The organism is Microbacterium sp. SMR1, assembly GCF_003289625.1.
In the GTDB taxonomy this organism is placed as follows: domain Bacteria; phylum Actinomycetota; class Actinomycetes; order Actinomycetales; family Microbacteriaceae; genus Microbacterium; species Microbacterium plantarum.
This window is the reverse complement of record NZ_QMBN01000003.1, coordinates 604208-628447: the sequence shown is the minus strand read 5'-3', so window position 1 is coordinate 628447 and position 24240 is coordinate 604208. Positions and strand designations below refer to the sequence as shown.

Genomic DNA, 24240 nt, shown 5'->3' with positions numbered 1-24240 from the left:
GGAGAACCGCCATGGCCGGACCGAGCCACGACCCCGCCCTCTACCGCGCGCGCGACCTCGTCGCCGTCCGCCGAGCGCTCATCTCGGTGAGCGACAAGACCGATCTTCTGCCGCTCGCACAGGCTCTCGCCGATGCCGGTGTCGAGATCGTCTCGACCGGTGGATCGGCCGCGCTGCTCCGCGATGCGGGCCTGACCGTGACCGATGTCGCCGAGGTCACTGGGTTCCCGGAGTCGCTCGACGGGCGAGTGAAGACGCTGCACCCGGGCGTCCACGCCGGTCTTCTCGCCGACCTGCGACTCGAGAGCCACGAGGCCCAGCTCGGAGAGCTCGGCATCTCGGCGTTCGACCTCGTCGTCGTGAACCTGTACCCCTTCGTCGAGACCGTGGCCTCGGGCGCTGCGCCCGACGACGTCGTCGAGCAGATCGACATCGGCGGGCCCGCGATGGTGCGCGCGTCGGCGAAGAACTTCGCCAACGTCGCGATCGTCGTCTCGCCCTCGTCGTACCCGGCCATCATCGAGTCGGTCTCCGCCGGCGGCACGAGCCTCGCGCAGCGCCGCGACCTGGCTGCCCGCGCTTTCGCGCACACGGCGGAGTACGACCGGGCCGTCGCGACGTGGTTCGCCGAGTCGACCCTCGAGGGCGACGAGCTGCCGCAGCACCTCACGATCCGCGCCGAGCGTCTGGCGACGTTGCGCTACGGCGAGAACTCGCATCAGCGCGCCGCGATCTACACGCGCGCGGGCGGCCACGGCATCGCTCAGGCCGAGCAGCTGCAGGGCAAGGAGATGTCGTACAACAACTACGTCGACGCGGATGCCGCACTGCGCGCCGCGTTCGACATGGTCAAGCCCGCCGTCGCGATCATCAAGCACGCGAACCCGTGCGGCATCGCCGTCACCGCACCGCAGGCGCTCGACCCCATCGCATCCGCGCACCTGCGCGCGCACGAGTGCGACCCCGTGTCCGCATTCGGCGGGGTGATCGCCGCCAACCGGACCGTCACGCTCAAGATGGCCGAGAACCTGCGCGACATCTTCACCGAGGTGATCGTCGCTCCCGACTTCGAGCCCGCCGCGCTCGAGGTGTTCAAGCTGAAGAAGAATCTCCGCGTGCTGCGGCTCCCCGCCGACTGGCGTCAGGAGCGCATGGACGTCCGGCTCGTCTCGGGCGGGCTCCTGCTGCAGGACGCCGACCGCTTCCCCGATGACATCGAGTCGGTCGCCACGGACTGGCAGCTGGTGTCGGGGGAGCGTCCCGACCCCTCCGAGCTCGAGGGGATGATCTTCGCGTGGAAGGCGTGCCGCGCCGTCAAGTCGAACGCCATCGTGCTCGCTCAGGGATCGGCGACGGTCGGCATCGGCATGGGACAGGTCAACCGCGTGGACTCGTGCCGCCTCGCCGTCGAGCGCGCCGGAGAGCGGGCGGCCGGCTCGGTCGCGGCATCCGATGCCTTCTTCCCCTTCGCCGACGGCCCGCAGGTCCTCATCGACGCGGGGATCAAGACGATCATCCAGCCCGGCGGTTCGGTGCGCGACCAGGAGGTCATCGATGCGGCCCAGGCCGCGGGCGTGACGATGTTCTTCACAGGCGAGCGCCACTTCTTCCACTGACGCCGAGCGGGGTCGGCCGAGTCAAGAGGTGATCGGCGGGCCCGGAACGGGCGATAGGGTCGCTTCGGGTGTGGATCGTTTCGGGGAGGAACGAGTGATCTGGGAGATCGATGAGCGCGCTCGGACGATCGAGGGGCTCGATGCGGACGGCCGACCGAGGGCGGAGTACGCCGCGTCTCTCGGACTGCGCCGAGCACCGTTCGGCCGGCGCGTGCTGGCCACGGCCATTGAAGCGCTGGTTCTGCTCCTGATCCAGTCGCCGCTGCTCGTCTTCGTGGTTCCGGCGCTGAGCGGCATCACTCTGGCGGCCGAGCCGGTCGAGGCGCTCGCCGCCCGTGACGATCTGCTGCTGCTGATCATCCTCGCGGCCGTGAGCTCGGGTCTGTCGACGGCCTTCGTCCTCACCCAGCTCATCCTGCTCGGCCGCCGCGGAGTCACTCTGGGCAAGGCGCTGACGGGCCTGCGCGCCGTGAACGTCCGCACGCTCGAGCGTCCCGGCTTCTGGCGAGGCGCTGTCGTGCGCTACCTCGTCCTCTGCGCGAGCATGATCGTCCCGATTCTCGGCCCCCTGCTCGTCATCGCGCTCTCGCCCTTTTTCGACCCCAACCGGCGAGGCCGCAGCTGGCCCGATCTCGCGGCCGCCGTCTGGCTCGTCGACATCAAGCGCGGGCTCAACCCGTACGACGACAAGCGCATGCGCATCGCGAGGAAGACGGTCGCGACGGACCTGCTCGATGTGAAGACGGAGCTGCCGTCGCTCGCGACACCCGTCGCCTCGGCGGGCACCGGGTCGTACGTTCCGCTCGCGCGAAACAAGGGCGGTGTGCTCGGAGCCGTTCGCTCCGCACCCGGCAGCGGAATCATCGGCGAGACGGATGCCGTCGAGGAGGAGGAACGCCCGGGCATCCCCACCACGGTCGCGCCGGCGCCGTTCGTTGCACCCGCACCGGGCATGCCCGCGGCGTCGCCGCCACCCGCAGCGCCGGGAGTGCCTGCAGGCGCACCCACGCCCGGTGCTATTGCTCCGGGGGCGATCGTCGCTCCCGCCGCCGGTGCAGCGCCGTGGACGCCGCCGTCGCTGCTCGAAGAGCCCGTTGCGCCGCCTGCCCCGGCTGCGCCTGCCCCGGCTGCCCCCGCCCCGGCTGCGCCTGCCCCGGCTGCGCCTGCCCCGGCTGCGCCCGCTGTGTCGGCCCCGGCACCCGTTCCCGCCGCCGAGCGGGTGGCCGCGCCGTCCGCGGTCGTCGAGCTGACGCTCGACTCGGGCGACACGATCGCGGTGCCGGGCGGGGGCGTCGTTCTGGGCCGGGCCCCGGCAACCGGTCCCGACGATGTGGACGTCTCACCCGTTCCGGTCGTGGACCACACGCGATCGATCTCGAAGACCCATTGGGCGCTCCTTCGCTCCGGTGGCCGAGTCGTGGCCGTCGAGCGCGGCTCGACCAACGGAAGCGTCCTCGTGCGCGGCGCCCGAGAGCAGGTCCTCGTCCCCGGCCAGCCCGTCGAGCTGCGCGACGGCGACACCATCCGCTTCGGCGACCGCTCCGCGGTCGTCGCGATCCGCTGACTCCCCGCCGACCGACGTCGCACGGCTGACAGGAAACCTCGATGAGACTCAAGCTGACTCTGCAGCGCCGCGATCACACCGGGACGGACATCGTCGTCACGTCCGACTCGACCGCCACCGTGCACGACGTCGCGCGTCGGATCGTCGACAGCGACCCGCGACGTGAAGTCGCCGCGGGCGACTCGGATGTCCTGACGTTGACGGTGGCGCCGCCGACGTCGCCCGATTTCGTCATGCTCGACCCGAACATGCTCGTCAGCGATGCTCCGATCGGCTCGGGGTTCGTCGCCACCGTGACGAACCTCGGAGCGGACTACGTCGCCACCCGCGGTGCCGGCGGCCCCGTCGCCGCGATCCTCCACGTGGTCGGCGGGCCGCTTGCGGGACGCGAGTTCTCGCTCCCGCAGGGCCACTTCACGATCGGCCGCTCGCAGGGCAACGACATCGTGCTCGATGACCGGCTGGTGTCCAAGCGTCACGCGCGCATCGAGATCGGGGCATCCGTCGAGCTCGTCGATCTGAACTCCGCCAATGGAATCGTCATCGACGGCGGTCTCGTGCAGCGCCTGCGCGTGATCCCCGGCCAGCGGTTCCAGCTCGGCGACACCGAGCTCGTCATCTCGATGGTCGAGAGCTTCGCCCCCGTCGAGCAGGATCCCGTGCTCGAGCGGGGCGGCAGCCTCCTGTTCAACCGCAGCCCGCGGGTCGAGGCGCGCTACGTCGGCGAAGAGCTCGAAGAGCCGCGGATGCCGAAAGATCCGGTGTCGCGCCTCTTCCCATGGCCGATGCTCATCGCGCCCCTCATCCTGGGCATCGCGATGTTCTCGATTACCAACCAGCCGCGCACGCTGCTCATCGTCTTCATGACGCCGATGATGCTGCTCGGAAACTTCATCTCGCAGCGGACGCAGCTGGGCCAGCGTCAGCGCAAAGAGGTCGAGATCTTCGAGCGCACCTTCGAGGAGCTCGAGGAGAAGCTGTACCGGCTGCGCCCGCGTGAGCGCGAGGTGCGCAACGCCGAGGTCCCGCCCGTCGCCGTGGTCTTCGAGCAGTCGATGCAGCTCGGCCCGATGCTGTGGACGCGGCGCCCCGAGCACTGGAACTTCCTCTCGGTGAGGATGGGCACCTCCGAGGCTCCTTCACGCACGAGCGTCAAGCGTGCTGAGAACCCCGATGCGCTGCAGGAGTACGTCGAGCGCGTCGACCGGCTGCGCGAGCGCTACCGGATGATCGACGGCGTCCCCGTCCTTGAGTCGCTGCAGAGCGTCGGCGTGCTCGGCGTCGCCGGCGGCGCACGCGAGGCCGCGGATGCCCTCCGCGGGCTGGCCGTGCAGCTGTTCGGGCTGCACTCCCCGAACGATCTCGCCGCCGTCGCGCTGACCGAGCCCGAGTGGGCGAAGGAGCTCGAGTGGCTCAAGTGGCTGCCGCACACCTCGAGCGAGCGCAGCCCGTTCCGCGACATGCCGCTGTCAGATTCCGCCTCCACCGGCGCCGCACTGCTGTCCGGGCTTGAGGAGCTCGTGATGCGGCGATCGAAGGCGGCAGCCGCGCCCCGTCTGCCGTTCGACGACGACTGGGACCCGATGCGTTACGGCACCGATGTCCGTCGCGCCGCCGAAGAGGCGACCTTCCCGGGGCAGACCGCGGTGCTCGTCATCGTCACCTCCGATGCACCGGTCGATCGTGCCCGCCTCACGCAGGTGCTCGAGCGCGGCGCCGACGTCGGCGTCTACGGCATCTTCGTCGCGCCCGTCGTCGACGCACTGCCCGCGGTGTGCCGCACGTTCGTCGACGTGTCGGCGGGACTCGGCGCGGCGCGTGTGGGAACCGTCCGCAGCGGCGTCGAGTACCCCGTCACAGAGGTCGAGGGCGTCTCGAACGAGCTCATGACGGTGCTCGCGAAGCGACTCGCTCCGGTGGCCGATGCCAGCACGATCATCGAGGACTCCTCCGACATCCCGAACTCGGTGATGTTCCTCTCGCTCGTCGGTTCCGAGCTCGCCTCCGACCCCACGTTCGCGGTCGAGCGCTGGCGCGAGAACAACACGATCCTCGACCGCAGCGGGGGAGCGCTGCCGCGTCTGAAGAAGGCCGGCAACCTGCGCGCCATCGTGGGCCAGGGGGCCACCGACGCCATGACGCTCGACCTGCGGACGCAGGGCCCGCACGCCCTCGTCGGCGGTACGACGGGCGCCGGCAAGTCGGAGTTCCTGCAGGCCTGGGTGCTCGGCATGGCCGCGGCCCACAGTCCCGACCGTGTCACCTTCCTCTTCGTCGACTACAAGGGCGGATCGGCCTTCGCCGACTGCGTCGAGCTCCCGCACACCGTCGGCCTCGTCACCGACCTGAGCCCGCACCTGGTCCGTCGCGCCCTGACGAGCCTCCGGGCCGAGCTGCACCACCGCGAGCACCTGTTCAACCGCAAGAAGGCGAAGGACCTGCTCGAGCTCGAGAAGCGTCGCGACCCCGAGACCCCGCCCGCACTCGTTCTCGTGATCGACGAGTTCGCCGCCCTCGCCGGCGAGGTGCCCGAGTTCGTCGATGGCGTCGTCGACATCGCCCAGCGCGGTCGCTCGCTCGGCATCCACCTCATCATGGCGACGCAGCGTCCCGCCGGCGTCATCAAAGACAACCTCCGCGCCAACACGAACCTCCGCGTCGCCCTGCGCATGGCCGACGAGTCGGATTCGAAGGACGTCGTGGACGACCCGGTGGCGGCTCGCTTCGACCCCAGCATCCCCGGCCGCGGTATCGCCAAGACCGGCCCCGGCCGTCTCGTTCCCTTCCAGTCGGCCTATGCCGGTGGCTGGAGCACCGATGAGGTCGTCGCCGCCGACGTCAGCGTCGCGGAGCTCCGCTTCGGTTCGGTGCAGCGCTGGGAGGTCGACGAGAAGCCCGAGGATCCGGCCGCGGAAGTCGATCCCGGTCCCAACGACCAGAAGCGCATCGTCGCCACCCTCGTCGCCGCCGCGAACCGAGCGGCGATCCCGGCACCCCGTCGGCCCTGGCTCGACGACCTCGAGACCACCGTCGACATCCGTTCGCTGCCCGCGGGTCGCGCCGGGTCGATCCTCATCGGCAAGAGCGACATCCCCGAACGCCAGCTGCAAGAGGCGGTGTACTTCGATCCCGACCGCGACGGCTCGATGCTCGTGTACGGCACGAGCGGCTCGGGCAAGTCGACGGTCCTCCGCACGATCGCCATCGCCGCCGCGACGACGGGCCGCCGCGCCGAGAACATCGAGGTCTACGGTCTCGACTTCGGTTCGGGATCGCTCAAGAGCCTCGAGATCCTGCCGCACGTCGGCTCGGTGATCCCCGGCGACGACGCCGAGCGCGTGCAGCGCATCATGCGTTCGCTCGGGAAGGTGCTTGATGACCGGGGCAAGCGCTTCAGCGCCGCCAACGCGTCGACGATCGCCGAATACCGCGATCTCACCGGCCGTGACGAGGCGCGCATCGTGCTGCTCCTCGACGGGCTGCCGCAGTTCCGGGCGGAGTGGGAGTCCACCACGGCGCGGATGCCGTTCTACCAGGCGTTCATGCGGATCCTCGGCGAGGGACGTCCGCTCGGCGTCCACGTCGTGGCCACCGCCGACCGTTCCGGCTCGGTGCCGACGGCGGTCAGCTCGAACATCTCGCGCCGCGTCGTGCTGCGCCTCTCGGACGAGAACGCCTACGCGCTGCTGAACGCGCCGAAGGACGTCCTCGACGAGCGCTCCGCGCCCGGGCGGGCGATCGTCGACGGGTTCGAGACGCAGATCGCCGTCCTCGGCGGCACGCCGAACGTCGCGGAGCAGACGAAGCTGCTCGGTCAGCTCGCCGACGAGCTGCGATCCCGCGGCGTGCGCGAGGTCGCCGAGATCGGTTCGCTGCCGACGCGTCTCGCGCCCGCGGACCTTCCCGACCGCATCGGCGAGTTCCCGGTGCTCGGCGTCGCGGAAGACACCCTGGCTGCGCGCGAATTCGACCCCGTGGGAACGTTCGTCGTGGCCGGCCCGCCGATGGCGGGCAAGACGACCGCGATGAAGGCCATCATCACGTCGATGACGCGCCTCGACCCCGAGGTGACGCTGTTCCACTTCGGCGGGCGCCGGTCGCAGCTGCGCGACTACGCGCCATGGGTGCGCAGTGCCACCACGCCCGACGATGCGAAGGAGCTCGCGACCGAGCTCGCCGAGCTCGTCGCCGACGAGACGCTGGGGCGCCGCATCCTCATCGTCGTCGAAGACGTGCCGCAGTTCGCCGACTCGCCGGCGGAGCGCCCGCTGAAGGCCCTGTTCCAGGCGGTCAACCGCAGCGACCACCTGCTCATCGGCGACGCCGACGTCACGCAGGTGACCAGCGGATTCGGCCTCGTCGGCGACTTCAAGGGCGGCCGCAAGGGCATCATCCTCAAACCGGATGCCTTCGACGGCGACGCCGTGTTCAAGGTGCCGTTCCCGAAGGTCAAGCGCAGCGACTTCCCCGAGGGCCGCGGCATCTTCGTGCAGGCCGGTCGTGCCGTCACGGTGCAGATGCCGCTCGTGGAGTCCGAGACCGTCGCGGCGCCCCGTCCTGTGGCGGCGGGCGCGGGGGAAACCGTGTCGACCGACACCGTCACCGAGACCATTCGCTGAGTCGGATGTCGTCGGGGCGGGTCCGCGCGTCGCCAGCCACTGCGGGCGGGCGGTGGTGGGCGTGGATCGCGGGCGCCGGGATGACGTCCGCGGTCGTCTCGGCTGCCGTGATGTATCCACCGCTCCGGCGTATCCGGCTCGACCCCGGCCTCGCCCTTCCGATCATGGTGACGGCATCCGTCGTCGCGGTTCTCGCTCTCGGCGCGGCGGCCGTCGTCCGGCCTGCGGCAAGGCGAACGGATGCCGCGATCATCGCCACGATCGTCGCGGTGGCAATGGTCGCGGCGATCGGATACCGCGCTGTGGTGGGAACGTCTGCGGGCACGTCGTTCTCGGAAGCGCAACTGCGGCTGTGGTTCGCACTCGCCGTGGCGCAGGTCGTGCTCCTCGTCATCATCGCGGTGCGATCGCCCCGCACCCGGCGCGCCGATGAGGTGCGGCAGTGAGCATGCGGAGAAGTCTGTTCGGTGCGACGGCGGCCGCGTTCGCGGTCACCGTTCTGACGGGATGTGGGGCGACGGTGGCAGAACCGACAGGTGAGGAACTGTTCGAGCGGGCGGAGAGCCTGTATCTGGATTTCCGGGAGACGACGAACGGAGTGCTTGCAGCGGTCCACGACGGGCCCTGGGAGGTGGGGACGTACGGGATGCTGCCGTCGGGAGTCGGGTGCGGCGACGGGTGGAAGTTCGATCTGACCCGGACGGTGAGCCTCGATCCGGCGGAGATCCCGGACAAACGGGAGGCGGTGTCTCAGCATCTGGTCGAGGCGGGTTTCGAGGTCGAGGGTATGGATCTCGCGTCCGGGACGGTGTCGTCGGGTGATGTGATCGTGCGCAAGCAGGGGGTGTACTCGCTGTTGACGGTGACGTTGATCGACAACGGCAACGTGGTGCTGACCGCGACCTCGCCCTGCCAGCCCGGCGACATCGAGGAATTGGACCGGATGATGTATGGCGACGATCCGATTCCGGATTGGCCGGTCCCAGAGCAGGAGGCGCCCTCCGACCCGATCTTCTTCGGCATCGCCGATGGTGAGCCGCGGCTGCCCTCTTCCCCGCCGCCCGCAGACTGAGCGGACCGCGGAGAGTTGACCGGGGTCGTGGATCGCACTCGCCCTGGGAGCGGCGGCATCGTTCTCCGGCACCACGATGCTCCTGCTCCCGCGTACGTGCTGCCGGCCGGCGATGCTGCCAGCCGCCTGGCGTACGGGACTGTACGGTGCGGTTATCGCGCCGCGACCTCGTCCGATGGCGTCGTCGTAGGCTGGCGCCGTGCTGCAGCCGACCGCCTCACCACGACGAGCGCACTCTGCGAGCCGAACGCTCTATGCGGTGATCACCGTCGTCTCACCGATCGCACTCGTTCTCACCTCATCGGGTCGCTCATGCTGTCGGGTGACCAAGTGAGCCCACCGATGGACACGAAGCGGGACCCCGTCATCCCCTATCCGGTCTTCCTCATGCAGACGGCGATCCTGGTCGGCCTCGCTGCCGTCTCCGGGGTTCTCGCGCTGGTGGTCGCCCCTCGGTGCGCGAGCCGGCGACGAGTTGGGGCAGCGGGGTGTGCTGGGTCCCACGGCGGCGGCCATGGTCAGTGCTTTTGCTTTCTCCCTCCTCGTCCCCGACGGGGGCACCCGGTGGGGTGACACCCTCTTCGGTGAGCAATGGGTGGCAGCAGTCATCTCCGCGGCGCGTTCGTCGTGCTGCTCTTCGGCGTGGCTGCCTCGTCCGCAAAGAGTCGTCGTCGCCGAGGCGCAGACGCATAACCCCGTCCGCCGCGCACCTGGACGATGATCGCCCGCAGAGCGTGATCGTGGGATGACGTTCTTCCACGACAGTGCCACCGACTGGGCCGACGATCATTCCTTGAACGCGGATCTGCGATTCGGTCGCCTCGAAACGATCGCTTTCCAGCCGCATCCCGAGATCTTCCGTCCCCCGGGCGCTGCGCGTCGGAACGGCGGAGATGCGCGTCAGAACGGTGGCGGAGTGTCGGGTGGCGGCCCGGCCGCACCCGGTGGGTCTGGGATGGTGAAGGTGACCAGGGGTGGTGGTGCGTCTTCGCGGTAAACCCGCCCGGTGGGGGAGGTCCACACCAACGTTCCGCCCGCAAGTTGCACCACCCGCCATCGGGTGTGGTGTTTCACGTCGTGATGGCGTTTGCAGAGGTCGGCGAGGTTGCAGACGTGTGTCTTCCCGCCGTCGGATGCCGCGATCGTGTGGTCCAACTCGCATCGGATTGCCGGTTGCCGGCATCCGGGGAACCGGCAGTGCCGGTCCCGCGCCCGCAACAGCCGCACCATCGCCGCCGTGGGCCGGTACGCGTCGCATTCCAGGGCCGTTCGGGTGACCGGGTGGGTGAGGAGCCGATCCCACGAGGTCGTGTTCCCGGCGAGTTCTCGTGCGGTTGCGGCGTCGATGGGGGAGCGTCCCGCGAGGTCAGCCGGTTCTTCGTCGTTTCCCATGAGCGTGAGGGCGGAAACGGCGACCTGCACGTGTGCGCGGATCGCGCCGAGGGTGCCGTCGCCGTCACCCGTCGCGGTCGGGTCGAGGGCGGGGGTTCCGGCGAGGAGCAGGTCGCTGAACACGTCGGCGCGGACCTGGTCGATGCTGCGGCCATCGTCGATGAACGACGACGCGTCGGCCGACGGCGTCGCATCAGGTGAATCGAACAAGGCGCCGCCCGAGCCCGCCGGTAGTCCTTCCGTACCGGCGGCGAGCGTGTCCGAGCCCGCCGCGGCCGCGTCGCCATCCCCGGCACGGACACCTGGCCGCGCGTTGATGATCTCCCGTGCCTGCCGCGTCAACCGATCGACGATCCCGTCGGCGATCACGGTCGGCAGCGTGGCGATCAGGTCGGACATCCCGTCCGGCCCGGGCTTGACCGACACGCACCGGCCCGCGGCGGCCGCCTCATGCCGTTCCGTGAACGACCGCGGGTGCACCCGCTCAGCCACCATGCGGAGCGCATCGCGCACCCGGTTCGGCGCGTCGCGTTCGCACTTCTCGATCGCGAGACGCTCGAACTCCGCACGGTCACCCACAGGAATGGCGCATCCCTCATCCTGGATGACGCGCACATGGCCCCGCACGATCCGCCCGGCCTCCCACGCGGCCATCGTCAGCGGGTAGTTGTCGACGAGATCCCGGGCCTCGTCGATCCGACGCTGCAATGTCCTATCCGTTGCCGCGAACACCCCGGCGAGTTCGGCGGCGATCCCGCGCAGCGCCATCTCGCGCGCCTTCACTCGCTCCGACGCTCCCGCCGACTGCTGCTCCGCGAGCACCCCGGCCGCCGCGAGCACCCTCACCTCATGAATCTGCGCCGCCCGCACGGCATCCGCAGCCACCTCCGCATCCGCGACCAACGCCGCGAGCGCGGCGACGTCGGCGTCGCTGCCCATCCCACTGCCGGATCCGTGATTCGAAGGCATGTTCTAATCATGGCACCGACCTCCGACATCCATCCGAACTGTCCACAGGCTGCGGCATCCGCGCGATCGACCGTCGGAACATGCCGCAGCGCAGCCGTCCGAACCTGACGCGTCACGCCCGTTCGGACCGGTGGGGAGTTCCCCCGAGCGCCTGGGGTTCTCTCATCGTCATCCCCGCCGTCAACATCGTTCCCGCCGGGATCGTTCTAGCTGGCCTGGCCGCGTCCTCTCGGCATGAAGGGCGAGACTGCGCCCGGGCTGCCAGAGGAAAGCGATTGCCTAGCACATTCCCAGATGGGGAGTTCTCCCCATCGACCCGGGCCGATCGGTGCCGATAGGTTTTCTGTGTCGGCTCCGGAGGGGGGTCGGGACATCTACTTTCAGGAGGGCCGTCATGGCTGATTTCGGTGCATCTTATGGCGAGATGGAGCAGGTTGCGAGTTCGCTGGCGCAGGCTCGTGATGACATTCAGGGTCAGCTGGACACCCTGAAGTCGCAGGTCGACACGCTTCTGGGCGATGACTTCAAGACCCAGCACGCGTCGGGCAAGTTCGGTGAGGGCTACTCCGAGCTCACCACCGGTCTGAAGAACGCGGTCGATGGCATCAACGACATGTCCGAGTCGCTGCTGGGCATGATGCGCGCGATCCAGGACCTCGACCAGCAGCTCGCCGGCAGCTGATCTCGTCTTCTCGGAGCCGAGGCGTCCTGGGCGCCTCGGCTCCGCTCGATTCTCGGAGGTGACCATGGTCGACGTGCGGATCGACTACGGCGCGATGCGCGCCAGCCGCAACGCTTACGCGAACATGCGGGATGTTCTCGACGGGGCGACACGAGCGATGTCGAACGTGTCGGGCGCGGCCGTGCCCCAAGACGTGCTGCGGCGGCGTCTCGAGGATCTCCACGACTCGTGGGGTGGCGGCATCGACAAACTCGCCCGCTATGCGGAAGACGCGGGCACGGGACTCGAGGGCATTCTCGAGGCATTCCAGCAGCTCGACACCGAGCTCGGCAACAGCATGGTTCCGCAGGAAGGATCGGCGTCGTGACCGACTTCTCCGCTCTCGGCTTCGACCCCGCCCCGGGAGACGTTGCGACGCTCTCCGGATACGTGGATGCGCTCACCACCAGCTGTGACGGTGTCGATGACGCGCTCTCGATGATGGACGGCTCCGACGACGCCGCCTGGATCGGGAAGTCGGCGACGGCGTTCCGCGCCGCACTCAGCGAGGACTTCCGACCGCACCTCAGTGACACCGGAGAGGCGTTGCGCACATCGCGGACCGCCCTCGCGACCTGGACCGATCAGCTCACCAACTACCAGCGTCGTGCCGCAGCGCTCGCGGAAGAAGCCTCCGCGGCATCCGCGAGCGTGGCCTCATCGGAATCGGCGCATGCGCAAGCGCAGGCGAACAAAGACGCCGAGGACGCCGACCCGGATGCCGTGTCGAACGCGTCGACGGCGCTGGCGAACGCGCAGGGCGAGCTGGAGTCGATCCGCGCGCGCGCTCGTCAGCTCAAGGACGAGGTCGATGCCGACGCCGCCGCCGCGGCCGGAGCACTGCTTTCCGCGAGCGACACGCTGAACTCCTACGCCGGCAACCCGGTCATGAACTTCCTTGGCTCGGCCGGCGACTGGCTCGCCGACGCAGGCAACTGGCTCATGGACAACGTGGTGCCGATCCTGGAGGACATCCTCCGGGCGGCGCTGCCGATCATCGCGATCCTCTCGCTCTTCATCCCCGTCCTCGGCACGGTGGCGCTCATCATGTCCATCGCGCTCGTCGCGATCGACGGCCTGCAGTGGGCGACCGGTCGCGGAACGTTCGCCGAGTTCGCCACCGGCGCCCTCGGACTGCTGGCGGGTGGCGCGCTCGGGCAGGCTGCGAAGGCGCTGATCGGCCCCGGTGGACAGGTGCTCATCCCGTCGATCCAGGGCATGACGCCGGCGATCGCCGGCGGTGGGGCCGCGGCGGGAAGCGTCGCCGTGGCGCTCAACGTCAATCTGCCGAACATGGTCGCGAACACCTACTGGACCGTGAACAGCGCGATGGACGCCCACAGCAAGGGGACGGACTTCGTCGACAGTCTGACCGGGCCGTGGCAGAACCTCTCCGAGCGGTTCAACAACACCCTGCGTGGCAACGGTCCGCGCACCGACGAGGAGGTCTGATGACCGAGCAGGAGGCGACGCTCGACCCGATCGCGGCTGAGGGTGCGCCGCTGCGGGTCTGGCAGCGCGTGCCCCAGGGGTGGATCGAGTTCCGCTCGTTCGGCGATCGTTCGCCGCAGGAGTGGCTCGACTGGTACCTCGTGAGTGCCGAGGGCTGGCTCCCGGATGCCGCGCGCGACGCGATCGTCGACGGCTTCCGTGCCGGCGTCGAGCTGTTCGCCGACACCGCCTTCGCCTTCGCCGGTGTCTCCCTGACGCTGGGCGAGCGCCCGGCGGCATTCTTCCTCTGCACGAACGTGGTGCCGGGGGCGGCCGAGACCGACGCCGCCGCGACGGCCTTCCACCGGCTGCTCCCGCTCGCGCGGTTCGGCGAGGGCGGGCGCAGCGAGAGCTTCACCACCCCGGACGGTCGCGTCGGCACGATCACCCTCGGTGCGTCGACGGACGGCGGGATGCCGCACCTCACCGCGGTCGGCGAGATCCGTCTTCCCGGCGGCGCGGGCACAGCCGTCGTCATGGGGTTGTGCTCCGACCCGCAGCAGTCGGCCGAGCTGGCGCTGCACGTCGCGTTCGCGCTCACGACGACGCAGGCTCTGCCCGAGGGCGCCGAGCCCGCGGAGCCCGAGCCCGTCGCCACGTAGCATTCTGTCCATGGCGTTCGCTTTCATTCAGGCAGCATCCCGCCCGCTCCTCGAGACAGGCGAGGCGGGGGAGCCTGCGGCATCCGCGGGGCCGTCCGAAGCCGATCGTGCTGTCGCCGTCCTGCGTGCCGACTACGAGCGATGGTCGCGCTGGGCGCTCGGAATCGTCGGATTCGTCGCTGCCGCGGGCGGCGTGTTCTTCGCGGGCGGGCTGGTCGCGACCGTCGTGGCGATGGGCGTCGTGACACCGGACACCGTCATCGCCATCGCGATCTCAGCCGGGGTCGCCCTCGCCGGGGCAGCGCTGCTCGTGGCGCTGTGGCGCAGCGGCCGTGCACTTACTCGCGCAGCCTCGTATTGGCTGCGCGCGCCGTACGTGAACGGCCAGCGCGCGCCGCGAGCCGCCGGGTGGGTGCAGGCGCGAACAGTGAACCTCGAGCCCCGCATCCTCGTCCGCCTGCTCACGGTAGCGCTCGCGTTGCTGGTCGCTGTGGGTGGCGTCGCAGTGTTCATACGCGACCTCGGCGCCGGCGTCTCGATCTTCACGGTGCCGGCCCTGCTCGTCGGCATCTGCGGCGCCCTCAGCGGAATCGGGCAGAGCGGCGGCGTCTTGCGTATCGTCAACGGCCTGAGTGCGGGCGACCCGCTGTGGTCGTGGCTCACACGCTCGGTGCGCGCTCGCTGACACGCGCTCCATCTGCCGCATACGCTGACACCGTGGTCCCGTCGTCGCCGCCGAGCCGCGGGCACGCGTTCGCCACGCGTGCCTCTGCGATCGTCGGCGTGGTTCCTCCCGCTGCGCTGATCGTATTCCTCGTGGGGTCGCTGATCCTCTCGGGCGGGCAGGTCAGCGAGTCCACAAGGGCCAAGTGGGCCGTCGCGGCGCCGTATCCGCTCTTCGTCATACCCGCCGGAGTCCTGATCGCGCTAGCCGGTGCATCCGTGGTCTTGGCCGTCGTCTCGGTGGCGACCGCTCGTCGCGACGATGTGCCGGGTCTGCGCGGTCTTATCGGGCCTGGCATCGCCGCCGCGATCGCTGCGGTCCTGTTCGCCGGTATGACGCCGGAGCGCGGCGTGCGTACGGGGGACATGGTCTGGGGTGCGCAATGGGCCGCGGCCCCGATCTCGGCTCTCGCGGTCGTCATCCTGGTCGTGGGCATCGCCATGCTCTCCCGACGTTCCTCGATTGGTGAGCGATGACGGCGGGCCGGCTGGGGCACTCGCGGAGCAGCTCATACCGCCTCCGCGCGACAGGGCGAGCGCGACGCACGTTTGCCATGGCGCTGGCCACGGGAATGGTAGTGATCATGACGGGATGCAGTTCCGCAGCCGAAGCACCGACGGGAGATGCGCTGTACCGCGACGGCGAGGATCGATACCTCTCGTACGCGACGACCATGCATTCGGTGATCATGGCGATCCACGATGGTGAGTGGAAGGTGGATCAGGGGTCGTGGGGCGCCTCGCCTATCCCGTGCCGGACAGAGAGCGGCTCCGACGGGTATGCCTTCTCGTGGGCCCGACTGCTGGAGCAGGATGCGCCGGATATCGAGGCGATCGTGGCGGCATCATCCGCTGCCTTCGATGCCGCAGACATGACGGCGACCACCACGACCTACGGCGAGGGAGACCGCCGGGAAGTCAACGTGATCGCGACGGGTGGTCCCGTCGGTCGTGGCGTCGTGACCATACGCCCTGCGCGGGGCACGATCCGAGTGACCGCGGAACCCGGGTGCTTCCCCGGTGACGCCGCGAAGCTGTATGACTTGGTCTTCGCCGGCATCTCCTACCCCGGACTCGCCCTGCGCGTGCCGGCCTTCGAGGGGCCCGATTGGCAACCCCGGTTCTATTTCCCCGAGGACGGCAGCCCGGTGTACTGGAACGAGGACGGAACGCCGATCGAACCTCCGCCCGCGTCCACCGAGTCTCCCGTCGCCCCCTACGGCGGTGGCTCATGAGCTTCCTCCGCACCACGGCACGCGGCTGGGCGGAAGGCCACTCGCTCGCCGCCGACGTCCGATTCGCGCAGCTCGAGGCTGTGGCCTACCAGCGGCATCCGGAGATCTTCCAGCACTTCGGCGCCGACGGCGCCGCGATGGCGCACCGCCTGCACGCGAACGCGAAGAGGTCATCGTTATATCGCATCCTCGACGTCGTGCTGTGGTCCCTCGTGATCGGCGCGTTCTTCGCACCGATCGCGGGCCTCGCCGTGCTCATGGGCGACCGCTTCGACTTCCACCGCATCGAGGCCCAGCGGGCGATGCCGATCGCGGGCGCGATGTTCACCGTCGCGGCGGTCAGCCAGGCCACCCTCCTGGTCATCTGGCTGGTCCGGGGCGCCCGGTTCTCGTGGCCGGAGTTCTCCATCCACCTCGTGGCGGCGGCGATGGCACTTCTCGCGCTGGGCACGATGCCCGGCGTCGCCGAGCTCGACGACTACACGGGGTGGCAGCAGTGGCGGGTTCCGGTCCTCATCGCGCTCGGCGTCGCCGGGCTGGCAGCCCTCGGGATGCTGTTGCGCTTCCGCGTCCGCGAGCCCGATGGCGACGGCGAGGGCGCGCCCGAGACAGGCCTCAGCGTCGGCGACATCCGCGCCCGCATCGCGGTGCTGCCGGCGGGTGAGCATCAGGCCATCGTCGACGACCGCAACGCCGCGCTCGCCGTGCTGCACGAGCGCGGCTTGATCGACGCCGGCACCCTGGAGCAGGCCCTCGGGTGCGAGCCGGGAACGCTGTTCCTCCTCGACGCCGAGCGGCGCGCGTGAGCCGGTGGCTGCGGCGGGCCGACCGGCTCAGACGTTCGGGCGGCCGTAGGTCTCGAGGAAGCGCAGCCACACCTCGCTGAGCGTCGGGTACGCCGGCACGGCGTGCCACAATCGCGCGAGCGGAACCTCGCCGACGACCGCGATCGTCGCAGCCTGCAGCAGCTCGCCGACATCCGCCCCGACGAACGTCGCTCCGATGAGAACGCCGCGGTCCTCGTCGACGATCGCGCGCGCCTGACCGGAGTAGGCGTCAGACCGCGTCGACGCGCCCGCGATCCACGAGAGGTCGTAATCCAGCACACGGATGTTGCGTCCCGCAGCACGCGCGGATGCCTCGGTCTCGCCGATCGATGCCACCTCGGGATCGGTGAACGTCACCTGCGGCACGGCGCCGTGGTCGGCGGTTGCGACGTGCGCGCCCCATGGGGCGTCGTCGATGGTGCCCCCGGTCGCCCGCGCGACGATCACGTCGCCCGCCGCGCGGGCCTGGTACTTGCCCTGGTGGGTGAGGAGGGCACGGTGGTTGACGTCGCCGACCGCGTAGAGCCAGTCGGATCCGCGGACGAGCATCGTGTCGTCGACATCCAGCCACGAGCCGGGCTGGTGGTCGACGGCATCCAGCCCGAGATCGTCGGTACGCGGGACGCGACCGGTCGCGACGAGCACCTCGTCGGCGCGGACGCGCGTGCCGTTCGACAGCTCGAGCTCGACCTGACCGTCGTCGACGCGCTGGGCGGAGACGAGGTCGGTGTGCAGCAGCACCCGCGCGCCGCGGTCGGTCAGCGACTGCGCGACGAGGTCGCCCGCGAAGGGCTCCATCGGTCCGAGCAGCCGGCTGCGCGCGATGAGCGTCACCTCGCTGCCGAGGTCGACGAACGCCGTGGCCATCTCCGCGGCGACGACACCGCCGCCGACGATCGCGAGCGAGCCCGGGACCTCCTGCACGGCGGTCGCTTCGCGGCTCGTCCACGGAGACACATCGGCCAGGCCGGGGATATCGGGGAGGAGAGCCGCCGAACCGGTGCACACCGCGACGGCGTGACGTGCGATGAGGGTGGTGAGCGAGCCGTCGGGTCCGGTGACCTCGACGCGCTTCTCGCCGGAGAGGCGGCCGTGCCCGCGGACGAGGTCGACGCCGGCCCCCTGGAGCCACTCGACCTGCGACGCGTCGTTCCAGTCGGAGGTCAGCGAGTCGCGGCGGCGAAGCACCCCGGCGACGTCGATCTCGCCCGTCACAGCCTGCTTCGCACCGTCGACCGCGCGCGCCGCGCGGAGGGCGGCGCCGGCTCGCAGCAGACCTTTCGACGGCATGCACGCCCAGTACGAGCACTCGCCGCCGACGAGTTCGCTCTCGACGATGGCGACGCTCAGGCCGCCCTGCACGGCGCGGTCGGCGACGTTCTCTCCAACGGGACCGGCTCCGATGACGACGAGGTCGTAGGTGCGTTCGCTCATGTCGCGACGCTAACCCCGGTTGCGGGCTGTGCGCCAGCACTTGCGCTCAGCGGGGTCGCGCGTGCCGCCAACGCGCTGAGCGGCTCGATCCGACCCGTGGGCGGGGATGGCATGGGGTTGAGCCTGTGCGCGGTCCGGTCGGGCGGCGATTCGTCGGCCGGCGACGCAGGGGAGTTCTCCCCATCGACGCGGCGTCCAGGCCCCCGATAGCGTGTGAGCGTCGGCCGGACCGAGCCGGCGGAGGGGGCCCGATGTCAGACGTCGAGATCTACTATCACGCGCTCACGAGCGCCGCGGATGCGATCCAGACGCGGGTCTCGAGCGCGGTGATGGACAACGCCGACATCCAAGGCGACGACACCGGTGTCGAGAACCCCGCGCACCGGGTCGCGCTCCGTCTCGAGATGAACCGGCGGCTGAGCGGACTGAATCGCGCCGTGCTCGAGCGCACGACCGCGGCATCCGAGGTCGGCGCGTTGCTGACCGCGATCGCGACGCGCTACTCCGACCTCGACGTCGAGCTCACCGGGCAGGAGCAGCCGTGACCCTCACCTCCCCGAACCGCGGCTACCCGCTCGAACGCCTCGAGGGCAATCCCGGGTCGATGAGCTGGTGGAGCAGCGCGTTCAGCCGTGTCGCCGGCTCGCTCGGTGAACTCCGTACGACCGTCCAGTCCGCGACCGACCTCGACGGTGTCGGTGCATCGATCCGGTCGGCTCGCTCCAAAGCGCAGGAGGTCGCCAGCGCCTTGGCCGCGGAGATCGCCGAGGCGGAGCTTCTCGCGGGGGTGCTGCAGCGGTACGCGGACGCGTTCTCGTCGTCGGCGGAGGCGGCGAACCGGCTCATCGACGACATCGAGTCCGCCCACGCTTCGTTGGCATCGGCATCAGCCGCAGCCGATGAAGCGGGGCTGAACGCGCTGTGGACCTCGCGCTCCGGCGAGCCGGCCGACGTCCGGCGCGCGAACGATGCGGCGCAGGATGCCGTCGCCGCCCGGGATGCCGCGGCGCGCGATCTGGCCGATCTGTGGGAGCAGTTCGAGAGCCACTACTCCGCCTGGGATGCGGCCTACGACGCGGCGCTCGCCGAGCTCGCCGGCGGTGCGGGGCCGGCGATGACGTCGCAGGCGCAGAACCTGCTCGACCAGCTGCTCGCGGCGGACACCCCGCAGGCGGTGCTCGAGCTGTGGCTCGCACACCCCGAGCTGCAGGACGAGATCGCCCGAGCGCATCCCGACATCATCGGCAACCTCGACGGCATCCCCTACGACGTCCGCGGGCGGGTCAACCGAGAGCGCCTGGAGGCGTTGTACAACTCCAACCTGACCGGAGAGTTCGGCGACCAGATCGACGCGCTCTGGAACACCCTCGTGCAAGGTGCACCGCCGCCACTTCTGGTTTCGTTCGATCCGGACGGGTCGGCTCAGGTGACGGCCGCTCTCGCGTACGGCGACCTCGCGACCGCGACCGACATCAACGTGCTCGTGCCCGGGATGCTGTCGAACGTGACGGGGATGGGCGAATGGGGCGATTCTGCGCGTGCGCTCAACGCCGCCGGGTCGAACATCGCGAGTGTCGTGTGGTTCGGGTACGACTCGCCCACCGTCGCAGAGGAGCCGTCCATGCAGCGGGCGAACGACGGCGCTCCGGCTCTTCGTGCCTTTCTGCTCGGTCTTGACGCAGTGCACCCCGCGGCAGAGAAGGCCGTCATCGCGCACTCTTATGGCAGCACCACCGCCGCCCTCGCGATCGGGTCACGCCCGGACGCTCTCGGCGTCGACCAGTTCATCGCGGTGGGATCGGCCGGATTCCCGAGCGACCCGCAGATCTTGTCGAACCTTCAGAACGCCGAGGGCCTGAGGATGTACGCGACGCTGTCCGAGAACGACGCCTGGGCGCGGATCGGCCGCGACACGAGCTGGGGTGGCGCGCACGGCACCGTACCGGAGACTCTTCCGGGAATGACGGAGTTCGGCAGCGACGGTGGCCGCGCCGACGGCGAGGACCTCGCCCCGACACCTGGGCATGCCGCGCATTCGGGTGGGAACGGGCCGCTTCCGTCCGGGGACGGCGAGGGATACCTCGTGGAAGGATCGGAGTCGTTCTACAACATCCAGCAGATCATCCTGACCGGTGAGCCCGGGACGGAGATGGACGGCGAAGGCAGCGAGAGCGGCTTCTGGGATCTGCCCGACTGGCTGGAGTGGCTGCCCGTTGACCCTTACCGGACGTGACTGATGAGATCGACCTCGCGGATGACGATGACGGCGCTCGCCGTCGGATTGGTGTTGACGATGACCGGATGCGGTGGGCAGGGCGATCCCGGATCGACCGGAGGCGCCGGTGGCGGCGAGTCCGGTGAGACGTACGCCCAGGCCGAGCAGCGGTTCACGGCGCTCGCGACCGGCGTGCACTCGGTCATCATGGCCATCGAGCCGGCCGAGTGGAGTGTGGTCGACGGCGCGTATGGTGCTCACCCGACCGGGTGCCAGTCGGGCCTCAGCGAAGAGGGCGGGTATCGTCTCGTGGCGGTCCGCGGGATCGAGCTTCCCGGCCGTGACCCGCTGGAGGTCGCTCAGGCGGCCACGGGCGCTTTCGATGCTCTCGGTATCGACAGCAACACCGCCGACCGTGGGCAGGGAGATGCGCGCGAGGTGACCGTCGTCGCGACAGGCGGCATCGCCGAGCGGACTGTGGTCACCATTCGCCCGGCAACGGGCCAGGTGAGGGTGTCGGCCGAGACGGAGTGCGCGCCCGGATCAGCGCACGACCTCGCGACGCAGGTCTTCGGCGAAGAACGGCTGCCCGCGGATGTCTGGCGCCGGCTCCCGGCCTTCGACGGTCCGACATCCGAGCCGTCGTTCTCGTTCCCGCCCGACGGGCCGCTGTACTACGACGAGTCCGGCAACCCCGTGCAGCCGCAGCCCAGCGGCGACTGATCGCGTGCGCGCTCGTCAGCGTCTCGCCGTCGTCGCGACGATCGTCGCCGCTGCGGGCCTGACCGGTGCGTGCGCCGGTACGCCCGACGCGGATCCGTACCCCCGGGCGCGCGAGCAGTTCACGGCGATGGCCGACGAGCTGCATACGGTGATCATGGCCATCGAGCCGATCGATTGGCGAGTCGACCAGGGACAGTACGGAGCCCGCCCGAGCGGATGTCAGCTGGGCGTCAGCTCGGACACGGGATATTCGTTCACGGCGGTGCGCGCGCTCGATCTGCCGGGCCGGGAAGCCGCGGAGATCGCGGCGGCGGCATCCGAGGGCTTCGCCCAGCTCGGTGTCGACGCGGGGACCGTCGAGCGGGGTTCAGGGGATGCGCGGGAAGTGACGGTGGTGGGCGAGAGCGATGCCGCGCGCACCGTGGTGGTGATCCGTCCGGTCGATGGCCGTGTGCTCGTCTCCAGCGAGACCGCCTGCACGCCCGGGTCGAGCTCGGAGATCCTCACTGCGATCTTCGGGGAGGAGCAGTATCCCGACGACGTCTGGCGTCGGCTTCCCGCGACGGAGGGGCCGTCCTCGGTGCCGCAGTTCTCCTTCCCGCCCGGCAGCCCCCTCCACTACGACGCCACCGGCGCGCCCATCCTGCCCCCGCCCCGCTGACCTCCTCGTCGACTCGCCAGAAAGTGCGGGTGGGGGAGGGGCGGCATCCGCATTCTGTGGCGAGTCGACGCAGCAAAACCTCGGAACGGTCGTGTCCGATTTCCGCGAGCCGGTGTCGGCGGAGCGTGTCAGGCTGGGGGCATGACCAGTGACGGGATGACCTTCGACGAGCGGTATCGCGCCATCGACGCGCGCGACCGCCGCTTCGACGGCCAGTTCGTCACGGCGGTGCGCTCGACGGGCATCTACTGCCGCCCGAGCTGCCCCGCGCGCACACCTCAGCCCGCCAACGTGACCTTCTACCCGACGAGCGCCGCCGCTCACGAGGCCGGATACCGCGCGTGCAAACGCTGCCTGCCCGAGGCCACGCCCGGGTCGCCGCAGTGGAACCTCCGCGGCGACCTCGCCGCGCGAGCGATGCGTCTCATCTCCGACGGGGTCGTCGATCGCGAGGGCGTTCCGGGGCTCGCATCGCGTCTCGGTTACTCGTCGCGTCACCTCACCGGACTGCTCACCGCGGAGCTGGGGGCCGGACCCCTCGCGCTGGCCCGCGCGCACCGTGCTCACACCGCACGCGCCCTGCTCGTCGACACCGACCTCGCCATCGCCGACGTCGCCTTCGCCGCGGGGTTCGCGAGCGTGCGGCAGTTCAACGAGACGGTCGGTGAGGTCTTCGCGATGCCTCCCGGCCAGCTGCGCGCGCGCCGGCAGGCGGGGGAGCGGATGCCGGGCCGCATCGACCTCGTCCTCCCGGTGCGCGAGCCGTTCGACGCCGCGGGCCTCTTCGGATGGATGCGGGCCCACGCCATCCCCGGGGTCGAGTCGGGCGACGAACGCTCATTCGCCCGCGTGATCCGCCTCGCCGGGGGACCGGCGTGGTTCGAGGTGCGCCAGGATGACGCGGGGCGCGTGCGCCTGCGCGCCGAGCTGGCCTCGCTGGCCGACCTGTCCACCCTCATCGCGCGGGTCCGACGGCTGTTCGACCTCGACGCCGACCCGACGGCGATCGACGAGGCCCTCGCGCGGCATCCCGCACTCGCGCCTCTCGTGGCGCGGATCCCGGGCGTCCGCCTGCCCGCGGCGATGGACCCCGACGAGATGCTCATCCGCGCGATGATCGGCCAGCAGATCAGCGTCGCCTCCGCCCGCACCGTGCAGGGGCGCCTGACCGCCGAGCTCGGCGAGCCCGTCCAGACCGCCGCCGGCCCCGCGACACTCTTCCCGACGATGGCGGCGATCGCCGAGCGCGGCGCTGAGGTGCTGCGCGGGCCCGGGGCGCGCATCCGGGCGATCGTCGGCGCCGCCACCGCGCTCGCCGACGGCTCGCTGCGTCTGTCTCCCGGTGACGACACGCACGAGCAGCGCGCGGCGCTCCTCGCCTTGCCCGGCATCGGCCCCTGGACCGCCGACTACGTGCGGATGCGGGTGCTCGGCGACCCCGACATCCTGCTGCCCGGCGACGTCGCGGCACGCGCGGGGGCGGCCGCCGCCGGCATCCCCGCCGGCCCGTCCGAGCTGGTCGCCTGGGCCGAACGCGCCGCCCCCTGGCGCAGCTACCTCATGGCCCACCTCTGGTACGCCGCCCCCGTCACGCAGGCGTGGCGCGAAAGCGCGACCGAGCCGACCCTCCCGCCGTCCCGAAAGGCCCGAGCATGACCGCCGTCTCCCACGCCCCCGCCCCGATCGACGCCACCCGGGTCGAGACCGCTTCGATCCAGACGGTCGAGACGCCCGACGGTCCCTTCACGATCCTCGAGGCGCGCGGCGAGGTGCTCGCGTCGGGGTGGACGGCCGACCCGGTCGCGATCGTCGATCGGCTCCGGCCCGCCGTCCGCCCCATGCGGGTCGTCGAGGCCCCCACGGATGCCGCCGCCGCGGTCGCCGCGTACTACGCCGGCGACCTCGCGGCGATCGACGCGGTGCCGGTGCGCCAGTCGGGCACGGCGATGCAAAGCGCCGGCTGGCAGGCGCTCCGGCGGATCACGCCGGGCGAGCCGCTGACCTACACCGGCTTCGCGGCGGCGCTCGGTTCTCCCGGAGCCGTGCGTGCCGCGGCATCCGTCTGCGCGCGCAACGCCGCGGCCCTCTTCGTGCCGTGCCACCGCGTACTCCGCACCGGTGGGGCGCTCGGCGGGTTCGCCTGGGGCGTCGAGGTCAAGCAGAGTCTCCTGACGCGCGAGGCGCGGCTGAGCGGCTGAGCCGGCGCCAGTTTTTCCTTGCACTCAGCGAATACTCAGGTATAGCCTGGAGGGCTCCCGTGTGTGCAGCGGGTGCTCTGTCCGCTCGACCTCAGGAGGAAGCCATGTCCCCGGCCATCGTCATCACGAAGTCCGTCGCTCTCCTCATCATGGTTGACGGACGCCCCGCACGCGGAGG

At 70.5% G+C, this 24240-nt stretch carries 21 protein-coding genes; 19 read left to right on the top strand and 2 right to left on the bottom strand.

The genetic code is table 11. The annotated features are described in order from the left end of the window. Positions 1 to 11 precede the first annotated feature (11 nt). The 5 genes from purH to DO944_RS12610 all read left to right on the top strand — a co-directional run bounded on the left by purH (position 12) and on the right by DO944_RS12610 (position 8871). Positions 12 to 1616, top strand: a complete 1605-nt coding sequence (gene purH / locus DO944_RS12630) for a bifunctional phosphoribosylaminoimidazolecarboxamide formyltransferase/IMP cyclohydrolase (RefSeq protein WP_112617475.1) — start codon at positions 12 to 14, stop codon at positions 1614 to 1616. Between the two features lie 94 nt (positions 1617 to 1710). Further along, entirely contained in the window at positions 1711 to 3180 is a 1470-nt protein-coding gene (locus tag DO944_RS12625) for an RDD family protein (RefSeq protein WP_181574235.1), read from the top strand. A 41-nt stretch (positions 3181 to 3221) separates the two neighbouring features. After that, positions 3222 to 7799 carry an FtsK/SpoIIIE domain-containing protein gene (locus tag DO944_RS12620; RefSeq protein WP_112617473.1) on the top strand — a complete coding sequence of 1526 codons (4578 nt, stop codon included), beginning with the start codon at positions 3222 to 3224 and terminating at the stop codon, positions 7797 to 7799. A 5-nt stretch (positions 7800 to 7804) separates the two neighbouring features. After that, positions 7805 to 8245 (top strand): hypothetical protein, encoded by a 441-nt coding sequence (locus DO944_RS12615; protein ID WP_146752046.1) that lies wholly within the window; start codon positions 7805 to 7807, stop codon positions 8243 to 8245. Between the two features lie 74 nt (positions 8246 to 8319). After that, positions 8320 to 8871 (top strand): hypothetical protein, encoded by a 552-nt coding sequence (locus tag DO944_RS12610; RefSeq protein ID WP_146752045.1) that lies wholly within the window; start codon positions 8320 to 8322, stop codon positions 8869 to 8871. Positions 8872 to 9771: 900 nt separating this feature from the next. Here the strand turns inward: DO944_RS12610 and DO944_RS12605 are convergent. Then, positions 9772 to 11232, bottom strand: a complete 1461-nt coding sequence (locus DO944_RS12605; protein WP_258524713.1) for an HNH endonuclease signature motif containing protein — start codon at positions 11230 to 11232, stop codon at positions 9772 to 9774. 394 nt (positions 11233 to 11626) lie between these two features. Between DO944_RS12605 and DO944_RS12600 the strand changes: the two genes are divergently transcribed. From DO944_RS12600 to DO944_RS12565, 8 genes are all read left to right on the top strand, one after another. Beyond that, a complete protein-coding gene (locus DO944_RS12600; protein ID WP_112617469.1) occupies positions 11627 to 11914 on the top strand; it encodes a WXG100 family type VII secretion target in 288 nt (95 codons plus the stop codon). Positions 11915 to 11978: 64 nt separating this feature from the next. Further along, complete coding sequence (locus DO944_RS12595; protein ID WP_023955668.1) at positions 11979 to 12281, top strand: hypothetical protein; 303 nt, start codon at positions 11979 to 11981, stop codon at positions 12279 to 12281. After that, complete coding sequence (locus tag DO944_RS12590) at positions 12278 to 13405, top strand: hypothetical protein (protein ID WP_112617468.1); 1128 nt, start codon at positions 12278 to 12280, stop codon at positions 13403 to 13405. Before DO944_RS12595 ends, DO944_RS12590 begins: the two co-directional genes overlap by 4 nt. After that, the gene (locus DO944_RS12585; protein WP_112617467.1) at positions 13405 to 14046 is read left to right on the top strand and encodes a hypothetical protein; all 642 of its coding nucleotides are present in this window, start codon (positions 13405 to 13407) and stop codon (positions 14044 to 14046) included. Before DO944_RS12590 ends, DO944_RS12585 begins: the two co-directional genes overlap by 1 nt. A 10-nt stretch (positions 14047 to 14056) precedes the next feature. Continuing rightward, positions 14057 to 14731: a hypothetical protein gene (locus DO944_RS12580; RefSeq protein ID WP_112617466.1), complete on the top strand. Its 675-nt coding sequence runs from the start codon at positions 14057 to 14059 to the stop codon at positions 14729 to 14731. A 32-nt stretch (positions 14732 to 14763) separates the two neighbouring features. Further along, positions 14764 to 15246: a hypothetical protein gene (locus DO944_RS12575; protein ID WP_146752044.1), complete on the top strand. Its 483-nt coding sequence runs from the start codon at positions 14764 to 14766 to the stop codon at positions 15244 to 15246. Positions 15247 to 15353: 107 nt separating this feature from the next. After that, positions 15354 to 16004 carry a hypothetical protein gene (locus tag DO944_RS12570; RefSeq protein WP_146752043.1) on the top strand — a complete coding sequence of 217 codons (651 nt, stop codon included), beginning with the start codon at positions 15354 to 15356 and terminating at the stop codon, positions 16002 to 16004. Then, positions 16001 to 16810 (top strand): hypothetical protein, encoded by an 810-nt coding sequence (locus DO944_RS12565; protein ID WP_112617463.1) that lies wholly within the window; start codon positions 16001 to 16003, stop codon positions 16808 to 16810. Before DO944_RS12570 ends, DO944_RS12565 begins: the two co-directional genes overlap by 4 nt. Before the next feature lie 27 nt (positions 16811 to 16837). On the opposite strand, the gene DO944_RS12560 is transcribed toward DO944_RS12565, so the two are convergent. Then, entirely contained in the window at positions 16838 to 18265 is a 1428-nt protein-coding gene (locus DO944_RS12560) for an NAD(P)/FAD-dependent oxidoreductase (protein WP_112617462.1), read from the bottom strand. Positions 18266 to 18516: 251 nt separating this feature from the next. Here DO944_RS12560 and DO944_RS12555 point away from each other — a divergent pair, with 251 nt between their 5' ends. The 6 genes from DO944_RS12555 (at position 18517) to DO944_RS12530 (ending at position 24062) form a co-directional block, all read left to right on the top strand. Then, positions 18517 to 18810, top strand: coding sequence for a hypothetical protein (locus tag DO944_RS12555; protein WP_112617461.1), 294 nt, complete (start codon positions 18517 to 18519; stop codon positions 18808 to 18810). Further along, entirely contained in the window at positions 18807 to 20498 is a 1692-nt protein-coding gene (locus DO944_RS12550; RefSeq protein WP_112617460.1) for an alpha/beta hydrolase, read from the top strand. The genes DO944_RS12555 and DO944_RS12550 overlap by 4 nt, the downstream gene beginning before the upstream one ends. 3 nt (positions 20499 to 20501) lie before the next feature. Continuing rightward, a complete protein-coding gene (locus tag DO944_RS12545; protein ID WP_146752042.1) occupies positions 20502 to 21203 on the top strand; it encodes a hypothetical protein in 702 nt (233 codons plus the stop codon). A gap of 4 nt (positions 21204 to 21207) precedes the next feature. Continuing rightward, positions 21208 to 21864 (top strand): hypothetical protein, encoded by a 657-nt coding sequence (locus tag DO944_RS12540; RefSeq protein ID WP_112617458.1) that lies wholly within the window; start codon positions 21208 to 21210, stop codon positions 21862 to 21864. Between the two features lie 141 nt (positions 21865 to 22005). Beyond that, complete coding sequence (locus DO944_RS12535; RefSeq protein WP_112617457.1) at positions 22006 to 23520, top strand: AlkA N-terminal domain-containing protein; 1515 nt, start codon at positions 22006 to 22008, stop codon at positions 23518 to 23520. Beyond that, positions 23517 to 24062 (top strand): methylated-DNA--[protein]-cysteine S-methyltransferase, encoded by a 546-nt coding sequence (locus tag DO944_RS12530; protein ID WP_112617456.1) that lies wholly within the window; start codon positions 23517 to 23519, stop codon positions 24060 to 24062. The genes DO944_RS12535 and DO944_RS12530 overlap by 4 nt, the downstream gene beginning before the upstream one ends. Positions 24063 to 24240: the final 178 nt, after the last annotated feature.